This is a genomic window from Nocardioides jensenii JCM 1364 = NBRC 14755 (assembly GCF_001552535.1).
Classification (GTDB): domain Bacteria; phylum Actinomycetota; class Actinomycetes; order Propionibacteriales; family Nocardioidaceae; genus Nocardioides; species Nocardioides jensenii.
This window is the reverse complement of sequence record NZ_BCRJ01000003.1, coordinates 135,664-152,512: the sequence shown is the minus strand read 5'-3', so window position 1 is coordinate 152,512 and position 16,849 is coordinate 135,664. Positions and strand designations below refer to the sequence as shown.

Here is a 16,849-nt window from a genome sequence, read left to right as displayed (position 1 = left end):
ACCACCCAGAAGGGAAGTCCGCGCATGGACCTCATGAACGCAACCACCGTGATGGCCGCCAAGGTGTGCCCGAAGGCACCCCCCGGTGCCACAGCACCCACCAGCGAGATCACCAGCTACATCCTGTGGGGCGTGATCTGGCTCTTTGGCATCGCCCTGGTCGTCGGCATCGGCGCGATCATCGCCGGCAGGGTGTTCTCCCTTTCGCACGCCTCCAAGGTCGGCGTCATCTCCCTCGTGGTCGTGTTCGCCTGCGCGATCGCCTACCTGGTCCTTCCCGGCATGCTCAATGGCATCCTCGGCAAGGGCTGCATCTGATGCGCCGCGCAGCCACGAAGAAGTCCGCACAGGACGCCGAGGGCAGCACCGAGTGGGGCCGAGGCCGGCTGCTCGGGATCCTCGCCTCTGCGGGTGTCGTGGCTGCGCTCCTGCTCGTCGGGATCGTCTATGCCATCTACCTGGGCGTCACCAGCATCGGAGACGACGCCAACGCGTCCCCACAAACGACCGCGGGAGAGACCGAGCACTCGACCGTCGCCCAGGGCATCGCCCACCGCGATGAGATCGCCGCAGAGCCGATGCTGAGTGTCCCAGAGAGCGCCGCCCTCCCGGCCGATCCAGCCAGTGAAACCGCCCCGTCGATCAAGATCCCGGGCGGAACCGGGGCCACGGGCCCGGGGTTCGTGATGACCGGCTTCCCCCACACCCCCGAAGGTGCGATCGGGCAGCTGGCACAGATCGACCTCGCGGTGCTGCAGTCCATGAGCCTGACGACCGCACAAGAGGTTCACAGAACATGGTCGCTGCCCGGAGGGGTCAGCTCCGAGGACTGGTGGATCACAGCGAGCGTCCGAGCGTTCCTCTCCAGCACCGGGATGGGAGAGGTGAAGGACCCCAGCGCCTCGATCACCCTCGAGCCGGCCGCTGCTCTGGTGAAGGGCACCGATGGCCCCGACTGGGCAGTCGTCTGCGTGCTGATGAAGGTCACCGCCACCTACAAACAAGAGGGCCAGATCGCCTTCGCCCACTGCGAGCGCATGCAATGGGTCGGCGGCCGCTGGATGCTCGCCCCCGGTGTCCCGCCAGCACCCGGGCCCGCGACGTGGCCAGGAACCGCACTGGCCAACGAGGCCAGCTGGCGCACCTGGTCAACCGACAACACCACCGACCCCAACTACTCCGAAGGGGACAACTGATGAAGACCCTGACCACAGACAACCCATCACGAGGCCAGCTGGCACGGATCGGTGTCCTGGTGCTGATCGCCGTCCTGGTGGCCACCGCAGTCTGGCTCGGCGCCAGCGGCCGCGACGACAACGCCAAGGCCGACGACTCCTCCGCCCCCACCCAGCCACCAGCCGACGTCGAGCAGGTGGCCCCGGCCACTACACCCACCGACGGAGTGGTCATCCCCACGGGAACCGACCAGGTCAACGGCCACCCGACCGGGTTCCCGCAGACCGACCTCGGAGCAGTGGCGCTGCAAGTCGAAGTCGCCAAGGCACAGGTCGGATTCGACTACGACCAAGCAACCACCGTCGCGGACCTCTACGCCGACGCCAACGACAAGGCCCTCTTCGAGCAACGCTCCCGCGACGCCGTCCAACTCCGCCGTCAGCAGGCCGGCGTCCCGGTAGAGGGCGAGGTGCCCGCACCCGCGTCGTACGCCGTCACCCCGATCGCCTACACCCTCGAGGAACTGGAGACCGGCTACTACGCGGTGAACCTGCTCAGCTACGTCACCCTCACCACCGCCGACGCAGAGGTCAAGGACGACCTCTATGCCGGCACGCAGCTCATGCGGTGGATCGACGGTGACTGGCGACTGGTTGCGGGCAGCACCCAGGACATCGAGCAGCTCGTTGCAGCCGGCCAACCGCAGGCAGTCGCCCCCGACACCCCAGAGTTCAAGCAGGCGGGCTGGGTACGGATCAACGGAGCCCCCCAATGACCGGGCACCCCATCGGTCACCGCCTCCTGCGCGCCGGCGTGGGAGGTCTAACGATGCTGCTGCTCACGGTGTTGCTCGGCACTGCCGCAGCGACCCTGGGTGCGCCGGCCGCGGCAGCACCAACGCATACCTCGGAGATGACCTCGACGGCGGCCGCGCCCGCAGAGGCTCCCGCCAGCGCGGCCAGCCAAGGCCGGCTCACAGCTCGCAACCTCAAGATGGGATGCATCGGCCCCGACGCCGTCTGCGATGTCGGGAAGAAGTTCGGCGGCGACCTCAAGGACACAGCCGGCGACATCAAGGACTGTGTCGGCAGCCCGATCGAATGCGGCAAAGACGCAGCGACGGATGTCACGGATGACGTGGGGAAGAGGCTCGGCGATCTCAAGGAGTGCGCAACTAACCCCAGCCTCGGCGGTTGCGCAAAGGCACTGAAGGACGCCAACCCCATCGGCGGGTGCGGCATCCTGGCCGCCCTCTGCGACAAGGTCCCCGGACCCGGGCTCGGCCTCCCCGCCGTTCCCGGGCTGCCCGGAGTCCCCAATCTCGGCGACCTGTTCGGCTCAGGAATCCCCGGCCTGGGCGACATCCCGAACCCCTTCGAGGTCATCGGCGACATCATCGCCAAGGCCGCGGCCGATGCGTGGACCGCGGCCATGCTCGCGATCTGGAACAGCGGGCTGTTCGTGCTGCGCATCGTGCTCACGTTCAGCGAACTGTTCTTGACCCCCGACCTGAGCGCCGACGGGCCAGGCCGGGACGTCTTCGCCTTCACCCTGTGGCTGGCCCTGGCCCTGGTGGTGATCTTGGCGATGGTCCAGCTCGGTGCCGCCGCGTTCAAACGCGAAAGCAAAGGCCTTGCGCGTGCCTTTATCGGCGCGGGCCAGTTCGTCGTGGTCTGCGCGTGCTGGTTCGGATATTGCGTCACCATCGTCGCGGCCTGCGGTGCCCTGACCCGTGCACTGATGAAGTCACTGCTCAAGGTGCAGACCTGGCCAGATTGGGACCCCCTGGGAGGCCTCGGTACCGACGACCTCGCCGATGCGAGCGTGGCTACCGCCCTGGCCTTCCTCGGGATCTTCTTGTGGCTGGCCGCGATCGGACACCTCCTCGTCTACCTTGCCCGCGCGGCATCACTTCTGGTCCTGACGGCCACGGGCCCCCTCTCGGCGGCCGGACTGGTCTCGGAGTTCACCCGCTCCTGGTTCTGGAAGAGCCTGCGATGGTTCCATGCCGCGGCGTTCACACCGGTGCTGATGGTGATGGTGCTCGGCATCGGCGTGCAGTTCGCCAACGGTGTCGCCGCGCACCTCGCCGAGGACACCGCGAAAGCATTCGGCACCGCCCTGCCGGCAGTGATGACGATCCTGGTCAGCGTGGTCGCGCCGTTGTCACTGTTCAAGCTGTTGGCCTTCGTGGACCCGGGCACTCCTTCGGGTGCGTCGTTTCGGCAGGGCATGGCGATCCAGGGCGGCCTCCAGGGCCTGCTCGGGGGTGGCGGTGCCGCCGGCGGCTCCTCGGCTGCTTCCGCCATGTCTCCCAGCGGCAAGTCGGGCGGCGAACAGAGCGCCGAGACGTCCACAGACGACAGGTTCAACAAGTCGACCCAGGGCTTCCTGGGCAACTTTGGTGGGGTCGGCCAGGCCATGTCCGCCGGCATGGGAATGATCAACAGTGCCGGCGCGAAGGGCACCTCACTCATGTCGGATGAGACCAACCAGACCGGTGTCGGGCAGAGCACCTACGGCCCCGACTTCAGCGGACTGGGCGGCAGACAGTCCGGTGGCCACCCCAAAGACCAGTCCGACGGCGATCAGTCCAGTGATCAGTCCGGAGGCAGTTCGAGCCAGCAGGGCGGCGAAGACGGCAACCCGCCGATGCCTCCCGCGCCGCCCACGCCTCCCACTCTCCCCACCGGGGGAGGTGCCGGTGGCAGCTCCGGCGGACAAGGGGGCGATCCACAGAGCGGCGGCGCACCCAAGCCACCAGCACCGGCTGGAGGCGGAGGAGGAGCTGCCGGCGGCGCCGGCGGAGGTACGGCGGCCGGGGGAATCCCACCGATCCCTGCCTAGCCCGCTCCACGCACTGTCCGACCCGGGCACCGACGAAATGGAAGGAACCCATCCATGACCACCTACGCCGACTACCAGCGCGACAGGATCGGCTGGTTCTTCGGACTCTCCGGAGGCCAGCTGACGTTCCTCGGGCTTGCCAGCCTCCCGGCGTTCTGGGCGATCAGCCACGGCGCATGGTTCTCCGCGCTGCTGTTCGCCCTGGTTTGGCTGTTCCTGTTCGCCATCACGGTGGTCCCGGTCCGGGGACGCTCGGCCACGGGCTGGGTGGTCGCATCGACGATGTACGCCGTCGGCGGACTGCTCGGGTGGACGTCGTTTCGAGCCAAGGCGACCCGTGGCCGTGCCGAGAACCTGGACACCCCGGACCTGCCCGGAATGTTGCAGGGCATCCAGATCCACGACGGGCCGCCCCACGGATCGCACCTGCAACGCGTCGCAGTCGTCCAGGACCATGCCACCAAGACCTGGGCCGTCACCGCCGCGGTCGTCCACCCGGGCATCGGCATGAAGGACGCCGATGAGCGCACCCGCTACGGCGAGGCACTGGCCACACTGATCGAGGTCGCCGGACGCACCGAGAAGGTAGACGAGATCCTCTTCATCGTCCGCACGGTCCCCGAGGACGGGGCCGAGCGCGACCTGTGGGTCAACAAGCACCGCCGACCCGACGCCCCGGAACTCTCCGAGCGGGTCAACAGTGACCTCGCCCAGGGACTGACCCGGGCCTCGGTGCGCACCGAGACGTTCGTGACGATCGTGATCCCGGAGACCAGAATCGCCCGATCGGCCAAGGAATCCGGCGGTGGCCTCGAGGGCCGCTGCCGCGAGATCTACCTCCTCATGGCCGAAATCGAGTCCCAGCTGCGCGGACCGATGGGGATGACCACGGTTCGGTGGCTGACCAGCCCCGAACTCGCACTGGTCTGCCGAACAGGGTTCGCCCCGGGCGACCGTGCCGGCATCGTCGAGGCCCTGGCTTTGCGCGAGACAGATCCAACGGTGAATGCCGACGTTCCCTGGGCAATGGCCGGGGCATCGGGCGCGGACGCGACCGTGCGGCACTACAGCCATGACGCTTGGAACTCGATCAGCTCCACCATAAAGTTGCCGACCCGCGGCGTCGTGATGGGAGCGCTGGCACCGATCCTCACCCCGAGTGAGCCCGGCGAACGACGCTCGTTCGTCGTGGCCTATCCGATCATGTCCCAGTCGAAAGCGGACCGGCAGTCCGGGAACTCCGAGTGGGCGGCCGACCTGGCCGAAGGCATGAACGAGAAGATCGGCCGCAAGCCCCGCGCCCAGCAACGCGACGAGGCCCACAAGGCTCGAGGACTGGACGCCAAACTGGCCCGCGGCAGCGCCCTCACCCGCCCCTATGCCGTGTGCACCGTCACTGTGCCCAAGTCGCTGCGCATCAGTGAGTTCGGCCGACGACTCGACGCCGCGGTACGCCGCGCCGGGTTCGCACCGCTGCGACTCGACCTCGCCCAAGACGCCGGCTTCGCCACCTCCACCATCCCCTTGGGTACCAGCCTCACCAGGTCGGGGGACGCCTGATGCCGCAGACGAAACCTGCCAACACCTCTCACCTGGTGCGCCGCGGCACCAAGGCCGGCCGCGACATGGCGGCACTGCTGTCGGACTTCGGCCACGACCTGCCGACCATCCCCGCCCCCATCCAACGAGCGAAGGAGTCGCGGGTCTTCAAGTACGCGCCGCGCCGCGGCGCAGCCCGCCCCGGCCGCGGCTGGTCACCGGCCAAGGCGCCGGCACAGGCCTGGCGAATGACCAGCGACCAGGCACCCGTCTTCTGGCCCTTCGTCTCAGCTCCAGCCCTGCCCCCGACCGGCGCGCAGATGGGCGTCGACCAGCTCTCGGGCGGCTCGTTCTACTGCGACCCCTTCGGATGGGTGCTGCGCGACGACGTCCCGGCAACAAACTCCAACATCTTCCAGATCGCCAAGCCCGGCACCGGCAAGTCAGCCACCACGAAGGCGTTCTGCTTACGGATGATGGAGTTCGGCTACCGGACCCTGATCCTGGGTGACCCCAAGGACGAGTACGAGCGACTATGTCGAGCCCTCGGCGTCGAACCCTTCGTCATCGGCCCCGGCATGTCCACGCGGATCAACCCTCTGGCCATGGGACCACTGGGCCACGGCTGGGAACACCTCACAGCCGAGGAACAGCGACGCCGTACCGGGATCATCTTCAACCGCTGGCTGGTCCTCATCCGCGGACTCGTCGGCAGCATGAAGATCGACGAACAACGACGCGTGCCGTTCGGACCCGACGAGAGCGACGTCGTCCGCAACGCCCTCGCGATCCTCACCGGCTACGCCGCCGGGAACACAGTCCTACGCGAGACCACGATGCCGCGACTGTGGGACCTGCTCCGAAACCCCACCGAGGACCTCATCCGTGCCTGCGAGTACGGCAACCCTCGCCAGTTCCTCGACGAAACCCGACTGCTGCGCAACGCCCTCGGCGAACTGGTCACCGGCACCCTCGCCGGGCTCTTCGACGACTTCACCAACATCACCGTCGACTGGCGCGCCCCCATCCAGTCATTCAGCCTGTCGCGCCTCAACGGCCTCGGCGATGAAGCCGTCGGCATCGCGTTGCTGTGCATGAACTCGTGGGGTCGCGGCCTTCGTGAGATCGCCGAACCCGGAGACCTCCGCATCGTCGTACGCGACGAGGTCTGGAAGCAGATGCGCCTCGGCCTCGCGGCCGTCGAGAGCTTCGACGCCGACCTGCGCCTCTCGCGCGGCATGGCCGGCGAAGGCGGCGACATCCAGTTCGCCAACCTCCACAAACCCTCCGACCTCCTCTCGGTCGGCGCCGCCGACTCCCAGGCCGCAGCGATCGCAAAAGATCTGCTCGAGCTGGCCGACATCAAGATCCTCGGCGGCCAGAAGGCACGCGTGGCGCGCGAACTCGACTCCATGCTCGGCCTCGGCCCGATCGCCCAGGACTGGGTCTCCGGGTGGGCGATGCAGGACAAGGGCCGTGGGCTGTGGTGTGTGGGCGATTCCGCCTACAAGGTCCAGACCGTGCTCCACCCGCTGGAGAAGCAGCTCTACTACACCAACGAGGCGATCGAGGCCGCAGGATGAGGGCCCGGGGCTGAGTCGCTGTGAAGAAGCTGCTGCTCGCCGGGCTACCCATCCTGATGATCCTGATCGCGATGCCGTTCCTGGCCACCCTGATGGTGCTCATGAGCACCACGGCGGCCGCCGAATGCCGCACCGACGGCAACCCGGAATCGGGGAAGCCCTCGAGCCAGGTGGGGGACCTCAGACAGGCCGCTCCCACGAACGGCACCGCGGTGCCCGCCGCGCACACCGCGGCCTCGCAGGGTCGGCAAACTGGGGACGTCCTCGCGAAGCTGATGCGACTGCGGTTCGCCGCCAACTACCCGACCCTGACCACCGAGCAGGCCCGCAACGCCATCACCATCGCCCAAGTCGCCCGCGACCTTGAGGTGCCCCGCTACGGGCTGCAGATCGCGATCGCTACAGCCATCCAAGAATCCAAGCTGGTCAACCTCACCGGGGGCGACAGGGACTCCGGGGGACTGTTCCAGCAGCGCCCATCACAAGGCTGGGGAACCCGTGCCGAGATCACCAACCCCACCCTCGCCGCCCGTGCCTTCTTCGGGAAGGCCACGCACACCAGCAACCCCGGCCTCCTCGACATCCCCGGCTGGCAGAAGACGCCCCTCACCCAGGCCGCGCAGACCGTCCAGATCTCGGGCCACCCTGATGCCTACGCCCCCTGGGAGAGCGTCGCAGCCGATATCACCGACCTCCTCGGCGGAGACCTGCCCGACCTACCTGACGACGGCTCGGCTGACGACGCGGCCCCCGAGAACTGCCACCCCGACACGGTCAACCCGATCACCCTGGGTGCACTCAACCTGCTCGGAGCCGGGCACACCGACAACATGGCCGTTGGCGGCAAGCAAAGGAAGGGCTTTGCCAGTTGGGAGAAGCGGCTGCCCGGTGCGATGAGCGCACTCGAGAGCACCGGTGTGACGATCGCCGGCCTGCAGGAGGTCCACGCACCCCAGGCCAAGTCCTTGGCGAGCCGCTACTCCGCCAAGTGGGGCATGTACCCGGCCAGCGGCAGCACACAGAACAAGGTGATCTGGGATCGCCGTGCGTGGGAGATGACCGACTCGCGTCTGGTCAAGATCCCCTACTTCGGCGGCAGGGACGTCGGGATGCCGCTGGTTCAGCTCACCGGAGCCGATGAGAGCCCGAACGCCGGGCAGGTGATCTGGGTGTGGAGCATCCACAACCCTGCAGACGTCGCCGGGAACGCGGCCGCTCACCGAAGGGAAGCTCTTCGACGGGAGCTGGCCACGCTGCGCGACGTCGCTGCCTCGGGTGTGCCCACCGTCATCTTTGGCGACTTCAACGACGCCGGTGACGGACAGAACGCCTCGCACTGCATCTTGACGCCGACACTCGCCAACGCCTTCGGCGGATCGACCGCCCCCTGCAAGAGATCGAAGAAGGATGCCCCCGTTGATCATATTTTCGGTGCCAACCTGAGCTGGGCCAGTGCGCGGGTCGACAAGCGCACTCAGACCAACAGGATCTCGGACCACCCGCTCGTCGTCGCCACCACCGTTGGGTCCAGCGCCGGGTGCGCCGTCGGCTCCGGCACCAACAAGACTGACTACCATCTGGGCAACGTCAAACCCCAGCTGGTCAAGCTGGTGAACATCCTTGCGCCCATGTTCGACATCAAGACCGTCGGCGGGTACCGACCCAGCGCCCGGGATCCCGAAGGTCACCCATCAGGCCTCGCGGGAGACTTCATGGTTCCCCTCACGAGCGCCGGCAAGGCCCAAGGCGAACGGCTCGCCACCTACGCCAAGGACCACGCCCGCGAGCTCGGCATCGACTACATCATCTGGTACCAGCGAATCTGGTCCGTCTCCCGCGCATCAGAGGGGTGGCGCCCCATGGAGGACCGGGGGGACGCGACCCAGAACCACCACGACCACGTCCACATCAACGCCAAACCCGGCGCCTCCGTGAAACCGGCCGGCCTCGACGGTGCCGACTGCAACGAGGTCGTCTACCCGGTGCCGGCCCGCTACGTCGGCGCCGACAACCACAACTGGCACGAGACCGGCTCCTATTGGTCCACGTGGCATACCGGCACCGACTTCTCCGCGCCTTGCGGGACCCCGGTCTACGCCGCCCACGCCGGCACCATCGAGATCGACACCACCCAGCGTTCTTGGGCAGGCCCGCAGCTGGTCAAAGTCACCACTGGAGCCAATGCGTTGACCACCTGGTACGCCCACATGGAAAAGGTCACCGTCAGCCGCGGCGAGACCGTGCAACCAGGCCAACAGATCGGGCTCGTCGGTGCCGAAGGCAATGTGTCTGGTTGTCACCTGCACTTCGAGGTCCACCTGAAGAACGGCTCTGTCTACGGTCCTGACAACAGCGACCCCTCCACGTGGCTCTCCAAGAACGCCTCCCGCCCCAGCCGGTGAGTGTGATCGTTCCCGGCCCTCATCAGGACATAGGAGACCAGCCAGCAAGAACCCGACAAGGGAGGCGCAAGAGCCCATGCAAAGAGAACGACGACGCGACCCGTACCCCTGGACCTGGGAAATCCCCACCGCGGTGATCCTGGTGACCCTGTTCGTGATCGTCATCGGCATCCAGTTCGGCCGCTCGGTAGCCAACCTCCTCGCCGGTGCCGGGTGGACCTGGCCCGTTCCCACGGCCGGCACCTTCCCCTCCCCGATCGGGGACGCCTTCTGGACCAGCCTGCCCGGCGTCCTCACCGGCGGCGCTGACGCAGGCCTGCCCATGCCACCCCCCGACGAACTCGCCGGCCGCGGACTGATGTGGACCAGCCTCGCCCTCACGGAGATCGTGCTGCTGACGGCCACGATCTGGGCCGGCGTCTACGCCTACCAACGCTGGGGCCCCGGCCGCATGCGCGGCATGGCCACCGCAGCCGAAGCCGAGAAACTGCTCGGCGCCACCCGGCTCCGCAAGGTTGCCGGCCTCATCCGACCCGACCTCTACAGCAAGCACGCACCCGCCCCGGAACGTGTGCACCGCACCGCCGCAGACACAAGCGAACACCCCGGACCCGAACTTGGCCACGGACTCAGTCCCTGGCTACTCAACGGCCGTACCACCAAGGAGAAGCAATGAAGCTGCGGTTCGACCCCAAGGACGTTGGCTGGCGCATCGGTGCCGCACACGAGCCGCGCGGCGGCGACCTGTGGGTGCCATGGGACCGCACCGCCGGCGTGATCGGCCCGCAGGGCTCCGGCAAAACCCTCGACCTGCTCACCCCGGCACTGCTCAGTGCCCCCGGCGCAGCCCTGGTGACACTGACGAAGGTGGAGGACCTCCTGCTCAGCCTCACCGAGCGGTCCCGCGACGACAGGCCATGCGTCGTACTCGACCCGTTCGGCCTGGCCGAGGGCGTCGTCGACGAACTCATCTGGGACCCGATCGCCGGCTGCGTGGACTCGAAGGTGGCAGAACGCCGCGCCAAGGCATTCACCGCCGGCACCGTGAAGGGAGCGATCAACGGCGGCACCGGGGACGAGGCCGCCCGGTTCTACGCCGCCGAGTCCGCGAAGGTGCTGCAGGGCTACTTCCACGCCGCAGCACTGACCGGGAAGACGCTCGAGGACGTGCTGCAGTGGGTGGCGAACCCTGGCGCGGCCAGCCAGCCGATGGAGATCCTGCGTCGCCACCCGCACGCCGAGCCGTTCTGGCACGGCCTCCTCCACGGTGCGCTGCACGGCGACGACCGCACCGCCGGCAACACCATCACCACGGTGCAACAGGCCGTGTCGCTGTTCTTCCAGGCCGACATCCGGCGTCGGTGCATCCCCAGTCACGGTCACCCGGCTACCGATCTGGCAGACGTGATCCGCCGACGGGGAACCATCTACATGCTCGGGCGTGAAGACCCCTACGCCTCGGCCAGTCCGTTGATGACCGCAGTGGCCGAGCATGTGCTGGACACCGGCTTGATGCTGGCTAACAGCTCACCGTGGGGAGGTCGCCTGTGCCCACCGCTGCTGTCGGTGCTAGACGAGTTGCCCTCCACCGCCCCGCTACCGACGCTGCGCACGCGGATGGCCAACGAACGTGCCCTGGGCCTCTCATTCATCTGGGCTGCTCAAACCCGTCCACAGCTGACCAGCATCTTCGGCGAGCACGAGGCCCGGGCACTGCTTGGACTCACCAACGCACTGATCATGTTCGGCGGCTCGAAGGACGTCGCCTTCAACCAGGAGATCTCCGACCTGCTTGGCCAGGTCCGGATCGGACGACGCACCCACCGCGGTAGTGGTGGCGGCTACGAGGGCGACGACATTCCCATCATGCGACCCGAAGAGGTCCGCCAACTGTCCGAGCGGCGGGCCCTCGTGGTGGCCGAGAACGGCAAGCCCATCATCGCCAAGCTGCACCGCTGCGTGGAGGGCAAAGCGGGGGAGCGGCTGCTGGCCGACCAGCGGAGGCTACGAGAGCGTTTAACCAATGACCGCCGCATGGTCATCAGCCTCGAGGCCCGAGCTACCGCCGCAATGGTCGAGGCCCGCCTGCTCGGGTTCGTCGACGACGAGTCCGAATCAGTCAGGAGTGACCTCCGATGAGCATCGACGCCCACAGCGGCCGCGCCATTCCGGCGCCGATGGTTTACCCCTTCCCCGTCCCCGGGGACAAGGTCCGCCTGGCCTACCGAGAGCTCCACAAGGCCATCAACGGCACCGAGGACGAGCGGAGGGGCTTGGGGAACCACGCACTGCTGCCCCGGCCCTGGGCACCGGCCACCTGCCTGGACCCAACGCTGCGACACGACCTGTGGCAGTGGCTCGACGACGTCGTGATCTGGCTCAACCGCGAATACACATGGGACGTCACGGCACTCATCCCGAACTGCTGGCCCCTGCACCCTCACTTGGTCCACGAGATCGCGGTTCTGGCCGACCAGCGTCGCCGTGCCGGCCTGGCCATGACCAGCGATGCCCTCGAGGAATGGCACCGCTACTGCATGCCCGCGTTCTCCGACCGAATGCGTAACCGGCTGCGCGCCCACTGCGACGATGAGCACAAACGGTGGCCGGGCAGACCGCGTCACAACGAGCACATCGCCGAAACCAACACCCAGCGCCGCGAGGACGCCTACGCACTCGACGTCGACGCGCTCCCCGCGAGCCAACGCACCCACGAACAGCAAGAACACCCGCCCCGCCTCGGCCTGGTCGACCTCGACACCGGCGAAATCCACGACGACCCCATCGGTACCGAGCCGCGCACCCGAACCGAGAAAGGACCGCGCGAATGATGGAGCAACACGAACGCTCCGAAGCCATCGGGCGAGCCCAGCTCGCACGCAAGGCGCTTGGCGAGCATCCGCGCTCGAGCAGGAGAGAGTTCGGGCACGCCCGGGATTACCTCGACGCCTGCTACTCCGCCGGCGATCGCGACTGGGTTTGGGATTCGGTCGCCAAACTGGAATCCAGGGCAACCCGTCGCTACGTCGCCCCGTCGGGGGAACGCTGCGAACGCACGGAAACGCCGACTAGTTCTCCTGGTGTCTAGCGCCGAATATTTAGTCCCGTCGCACATCGGCAGCGAGCAATTGACCTGTCTAGGAAATTGCAAACGGATCAGGTGACTCTCATCCGCCAACCTTATGAAAGGGACTGGGCATCGAATGGTCTCACCCAGGGCGGGTTTCTTGGCGCCACAACACGGTCACGTCACGAGGGGCCGTACGACGCCCGGCTTGAAAAAGTGATGTCAGGACCGCAGCCCTCAGGAACCTCGGAACTTGAACTGGGGATGGGGTCAATTCTTCTCTTCATCGTGTTTGGGAACCGGACGCGAAGATAATTCGCACTTGGAGCACGAGCCTTTATTGGGATCGTTCCGCTGCCCGCACCATCTGCAGGTCCAGTGGACCGCCGTCGGCTCACCTGCGTCATGTCCTTCCCGAACCCACATGTCTTCGTCCGCGCCGAGTCGCGTCGCGAACTCGCCGGTCTGGTCGAGTTCTCGTCGGAACTTGAGGGCGCGTCCGAGTGCGTGCCTGCGAGCGGGTTCGGCGGAGGCAATGGCCTGCTGGGCTAGGTGCGGGCCTTCAGAGCTGACGAGAAGACCGAGGAGATAGCACTCTGATGCGCGGTATGGTGGCCAAGTGCTGCGGTCGATCCCGAAGAACTCGACGGTGTCCCACGTTGGTGTTGCGTTCGCGAGAATGTATAGCGAGGGGTGCGCAATCCAATGCGATTGTGCATGCATGCATTCGAGTAATGCTTGCTGGTCGGCCGCGCTGAGCGTCGATTGGTCCGGGAGTTCGATTGGGTCAAATCGGCCGTGACTGATGAGCCACCAACCTGGCGGAGTGGCGAACGCATCGAGAGGTTCTGCGAGCGCAACGGCCGCTTCGGCGGCGGCACGGTTTAGGTCGATACCGTATGCGTTTCCGAGCGCTCGGAGCCACGATCGCCGCAGTTCTGCGTCGTCTGGGTCGAATGCCGCAATGAAGTCGGGGTGCGAGATGCCTTCATAGCCTGTTGCGTCGATGAGGTCGGAGATGTGTGGCAGGGACCAGCGGTCGTTCTTGTCCAGGGGTGTGCTGGCGTCGCCGAATGATGCAACGTCTTCGAGAAGTCTGGTCTCGAAGTCGCGCTCTAGACGCGAGTTGATGTACCCGGTGATAGGGCTGGGGGCGGCCCATTGGGAGGTGTCGACGCCTTCCTGTGCCAAGGAAGTTCGGAGGGCGTAGGCGTCTTGGTGAGGTATGTGGTCGGAGATTAGGTAGATCTGCTCCGGTGCGCTTTCGGGAAGTTGGGACAAGAACTGAACGGCACGCTGCGCTACGTCGCCTAGCCCTGGATCTGAAGGCCCGCCACCGGTGAAGGTGTGCACTCCGTCCACCTTGACCATCGATCCAGTTGGTGGCAGTCCGCGAGCAAGAGCGGCCGCGACGACCTCGACCTCATCATCTGCGAGCGGTCGCGCGTCGGTTTCGGCATCGGCCAATGCTATCCACGCTGCCACGGTGACGGTATGGGGCGCCTTGAGCGCGACACCGGCTAGAAGGTGATCGCGCTGTTGCCGCTGCTCCTTGTCCAGGTCCAACCTGCACAGCACTTCGATGAGCGGCCACGACGTCGGTCCACTGTGCCGGCTGGCGACCAGCCACTTGAAGAAGGGTCGCTCATCGCGAGTCTGGCGCTCCGGGAATTTCTTCGCGCCACTCTCGATCTCGCTGGCATGCCGTCCCAACTGCGCGAGCAGAGAGGCAAACTGGTCGACGTTCAGATCAATTGCGCCCGCTTCGACCGCCGCTGCGACGGCCAGAGTCGCCTCAGTGATCGACTCGCCTATTTGAAGGAGCAGTGCAACAAGATCAGGGTTGAGGCCGAGTGCAAGTACTACGACTCCTTCGGAGTCGTAGTAACGGATGGCTTCGGTACCCCATTCGCGGAGGGCTTCGGGAGTGCAGGTCTTAGTCCACATTGCGGTGGCGACCTCGGTGAAGACTCGGCTGCGACTCGTGAGCCGATCCTCTTCGTCGAGGACGAACACTGCTACGTGGGTGTCCCAGAAGGTCAGAACCTGGACGGCAATCTCTCTCGCCTTCGCCCGAGCGAGGTTCCACCTGTCAGAGTCCACAAGCATGTCAGCCAGCGCCGCGAGGGCGTCCGTGTGGCTGGGAGGCGGCACACGGTCTTCTAGGAGTCGTCCGAGGCCCACGAATCCGTCGATCAACATCTCTGGAGTCAGGTCGTGAGCCCAGGTACCGCTGAGTGTGCCGCTGAACCGGTCGTGCTCCCAACGCTTCACAGATTCGCGGACGGCTGCGTGGAGGAGCTCGGCACGTTTCTTAGGTACTTCGAGTTCAACCGTGGACCCGATGATCAGTGTCAGGAGTAACGCAAGCTGCGGGACTTGCAGCATCCCGGCTTGGTTGTTTCGGGCATCCTCGAGCCAGTCGCGTCGAATTTGCAGCCATTCAGTTCGATGCTCTGGCTCGGGAATCCGGACGTCGGCGCACTGGGTCAGGACCGCGTCGATGGTGGCATCGAGATTGCCAGGACGACGTAAGTCGACGCGCGGCAAGCCAATACGTTCTGCCGGAACTACCGCGCTCCCTCGGGTGGCGACCACGACCGCTGTGAGCGGGTGCAGATTTGCGATCAGAGTCCGCAATCGGTCAGCCATCCACGCGGCCCGGTCCCTGCATTCATCCAGCCCGTCCAGCAGGAGGACGGCGTCGCCTTCCTCAATCGCCCGGATCAGGAACCGTTCAACCTGCTCGACACCAGATCTAGGTCCTCGTTTGGCAGCCAACCTGACAAGGTCCTCGGTTGTCACCGCGTGGTCAATGTGGAGCGGAAGCAGGTCGGGCAGGTGCACCGGAACAGGTGTAGGTGCGTCGGGGTCGGTAGCAGTCCAGCCGGCCAACTCACGCATTGTGAGCGACTTTCCCGAGCCTGGTTGCCCGACCATCAGCATTCGCCGGTTCCGCCGCAGAACGATCCGTGGGTCCCGCTCACTCGCTCGCTCGTTTGATGATCGAGATACCCGGACATTGGCTAGGAGATTCTCGACCACAATCGGCTCGAGGTCCTCGGCCAGAAGAGTTAGGTCTATGCGACCGTTAGACGCCGACAGCGCATCTAAGTAGGCAGCTATCGCAGCTCGTGCCGCGGCCGCTCGCGCCGCAGCCGGGCCGTTCTCGTCGGCGCGTACGGCAATGTCGCGCTCGGCGATAACCGCCACCAACTTCTCGGCGTCGAACCGTAGCCCTCGCCCAGCCCACTCGTGAACCTTGTCCGAAATTGCACTGACTGCACCCGCACCCGCGTTGTCCTCTACGAGAGAGTTCATCATCAACGTCAGGACTGTTCGGCCGTCATTGTTGGTCGACGTCCTGGGCAATTCGATGATGCGCGCCCGACGTCGAACTTCTGCCTGTCTTTCGACGGGAACATGAGCGTCTAGTCGACTGAGCGCAACCAAGTGTCTCTGGCTGTCCGCCGCGATGCCGGCGCGCAACTTCGTAAGCGCATCTGCCAGGTCTCGAACCCACTCAGCCGCCTCTTCGCAGACGAGGACGAGAAGGTCCTCGTCACCGGGAATCTCGTCTAGCTGCGCGACCCAGCCTTCGACCGTATCGGTGAAGGGCGAACCGTAGATGACCTTCCGTTTCGAAGAGGCAAACGCGCACGTTCCGCCGTCGAACGTCAGGATTATGTCGTCAGTCGGGTCAGATGACTCGAGCCCGATGTGGGTGATGGCTTTGTAATTCTCGAGTGCCGCGATGGGCATGCCCGCAAGAAGGTGGACACCGAAGTACGTGGCCGCGTTACGCCGCGCAACGCTTCCCGCCTCATTGGCCTGCCCTGCAGAACTCATGGGCTCACCCTAGGCACTAGCGCGACCGGGTGGACCTCACTCACCGATTCCGTGGCCTCGTCGGCGACGACGTCCCGATCCCGTTCTGGCCTGCAGCAGGACCCTTCTGCCGCCCACGTGGGTCTGTTGCACGGTTAGCTGAGCTCTTGATCTGCGTCATTCCACCGCGAGCGCTACACCGAGCCTTCGACTAAAAGGCCGACCCACGCCCTTACTTACATCTCCAGGTGGTCAAGAGCAGCGTTGCCAGACGGCAACCTCTTTGGGTGGCCAGGAGAACCTGGCGCTCAGATGTCACCAGCAGCGCGCCAGATATCTCGCAGGCGTGGGTCTGGTCAGCCTGGTCAGCGATGCCTGGCGGCACGCGGTCATCCCTTGGGCAGTCA

General features: G+C 66.2%; 11 protein-coding genes. 10 read left to right on the top strand and 1 reads right to left on the bottom strand.

All coding sequences use genetic code 11. The features are described from left to right. Window positions 1-24: 24 nt before the first annotated feature. The 10 genes from NJ4_RS01400 to NJ4_RS01355 all read left to right on the top strand — a co-directional run bounded on the left by NJ4_RS01400 (window position 25) and on the right by NJ4_RS01355 (window position 12,378). Complete coding sequence (locus NJ4_RS01400) at window positions 25-318, top strand: hypothetical protein (RefSeq protein ID WP_067429019.1); 294 nt, start codon at window positions 25-27, stop codon at window positions 316-318. Beyond that, window positions 318-1,196, top strand: a complete 879-nt coding sequence (locus NJ4_RS01395) for a hypothetical protein (protein ID WP_067429017.1) — start codon at window positions 318-320, stop codon at window positions 1,194-1,196. The genes NJ4_RS01400 and NJ4_RS01395 overlap by 1 nt, the downstream gene beginning before the upstream one ends. Then, window positions 1,196-1,951 carry a hypothetical protein gene (locus NJ4_RS01390; RefSeq protein WP_067429013.1) on the top strand — a complete coding sequence of 252 codons (756 nt, stop codon included), beginning with the start codon at window positions 1,196-1,198 and terminating at the stop codon, window positions 1,949-1,951. Before NJ4_RS01395 ends, NJ4_RS01390 begins: the two co-directional genes overlap by 1 nt. After that, window positions 1,948-4,023: a type IV secretion system protein gene (locus NJ4_RS01385; RefSeq protein ID WP_082748067.1), complete on the top strand. Its 2,076-nt coding sequence runs from the start codon at window positions 1,948-1,950 to the stop codon at window positions 4,021-4,023. Before NJ4_RS01390 ends, NJ4_RS01385 begins: the two co-directional genes overlap by 4 nt. A 54-nt stretch (window positions 4,024-4,077) precedes the next feature. Further along, window positions 4,078-5,583, top strand: a complete 1,506-nt coding sequence (locus tag NJ4_RS01380) for an SCO6880 family protein (RefSeq protein ID WP_067429008.1) — start codon at window positions 4,078-4,080, stop codon at window positions 5,581-5,583. Then, window positions 5,583-7,145, top strand: a complete 1,563-nt coding sequence (locus NJ4_RS01375) for an ATP-binding protein (RefSeq protein ID WP_082748066.1) — start codon at window positions 5,583-5,585, stop codon at window positions 7,143-7,145. Before NJ4_RS01380 ends, NJ4_RS01375 begins: the two co-directional genes overlap by 1 nt. A 20-nt stretch (window positions 7,146-7,165) precedes the next feature. Then, window positions 7,166-9,547, top strand: coding sequence for a M23 family metallopeptidase (locus tag NJ4_RS01370; RefSeq protein WP_067429005.1), 2,382 nt, complete (start codon window positions 7,166-7,168; stop codon window positions 9,545-9,547). 76 nt (window positions 9,548-9,623) lie between these two features. Continuing rightward, window positions 9,624-10,223 (top strand): hypothetical protein, encoded by a 600-nt coding sequence (locus NJ4_RS01365; RefSeq protein ID WP_157550557.1) that lies wholly within the window; start codon window positions 9,624-9,626, stop codon window positions 10,221-10,223. After that, complete coding sequence (locus tag NJ4_RS01360; protein ID WP_067429000.1) at window positions 10,220-11,686, top strand: type IV secretory system conjugative DNA transfer family protein; 1,467 nt, start codon at window positions 10,220-10,222, stop codon at window positions 11,684-11,686. The genes NJ4_RS01365 and NJ4_RS01360 overlap by 4 nt, the downstream gene beginning before the upstream one ends. Then, window positions 11,683-12,378, top strand: coding sequence for a hypothetical protein (locus tag NJ4_RS01355; RefSeq protein WP_067428985.1), 696 nt, complete (start codon window positions 11,683-11,685; stop codon window positions 12,376-12,378). Before NJ4_RS01360 ends, NJ4_RS01355 begins: the two co-directional genes overlap by 4 nt. A 506-nt stretch (window positions 12,379-12,884) precedes the next feature. Here the strand turns inward: NJ4_RS01355 and NJ4_RS01350 are convergent. Further along, window positions 12,885-16,463, bottom strand: coding sequence for an NACHT domain-containing protein (locus NJ4_RS01350; RefSeq protein WP_067428983.1), 3,579 nt, complete (start codon window positions 16,461-16,463; stop codon window positions 12,885-12,887). Window positions 16,464-16,849: the final 386 nt, after the last annotated feature.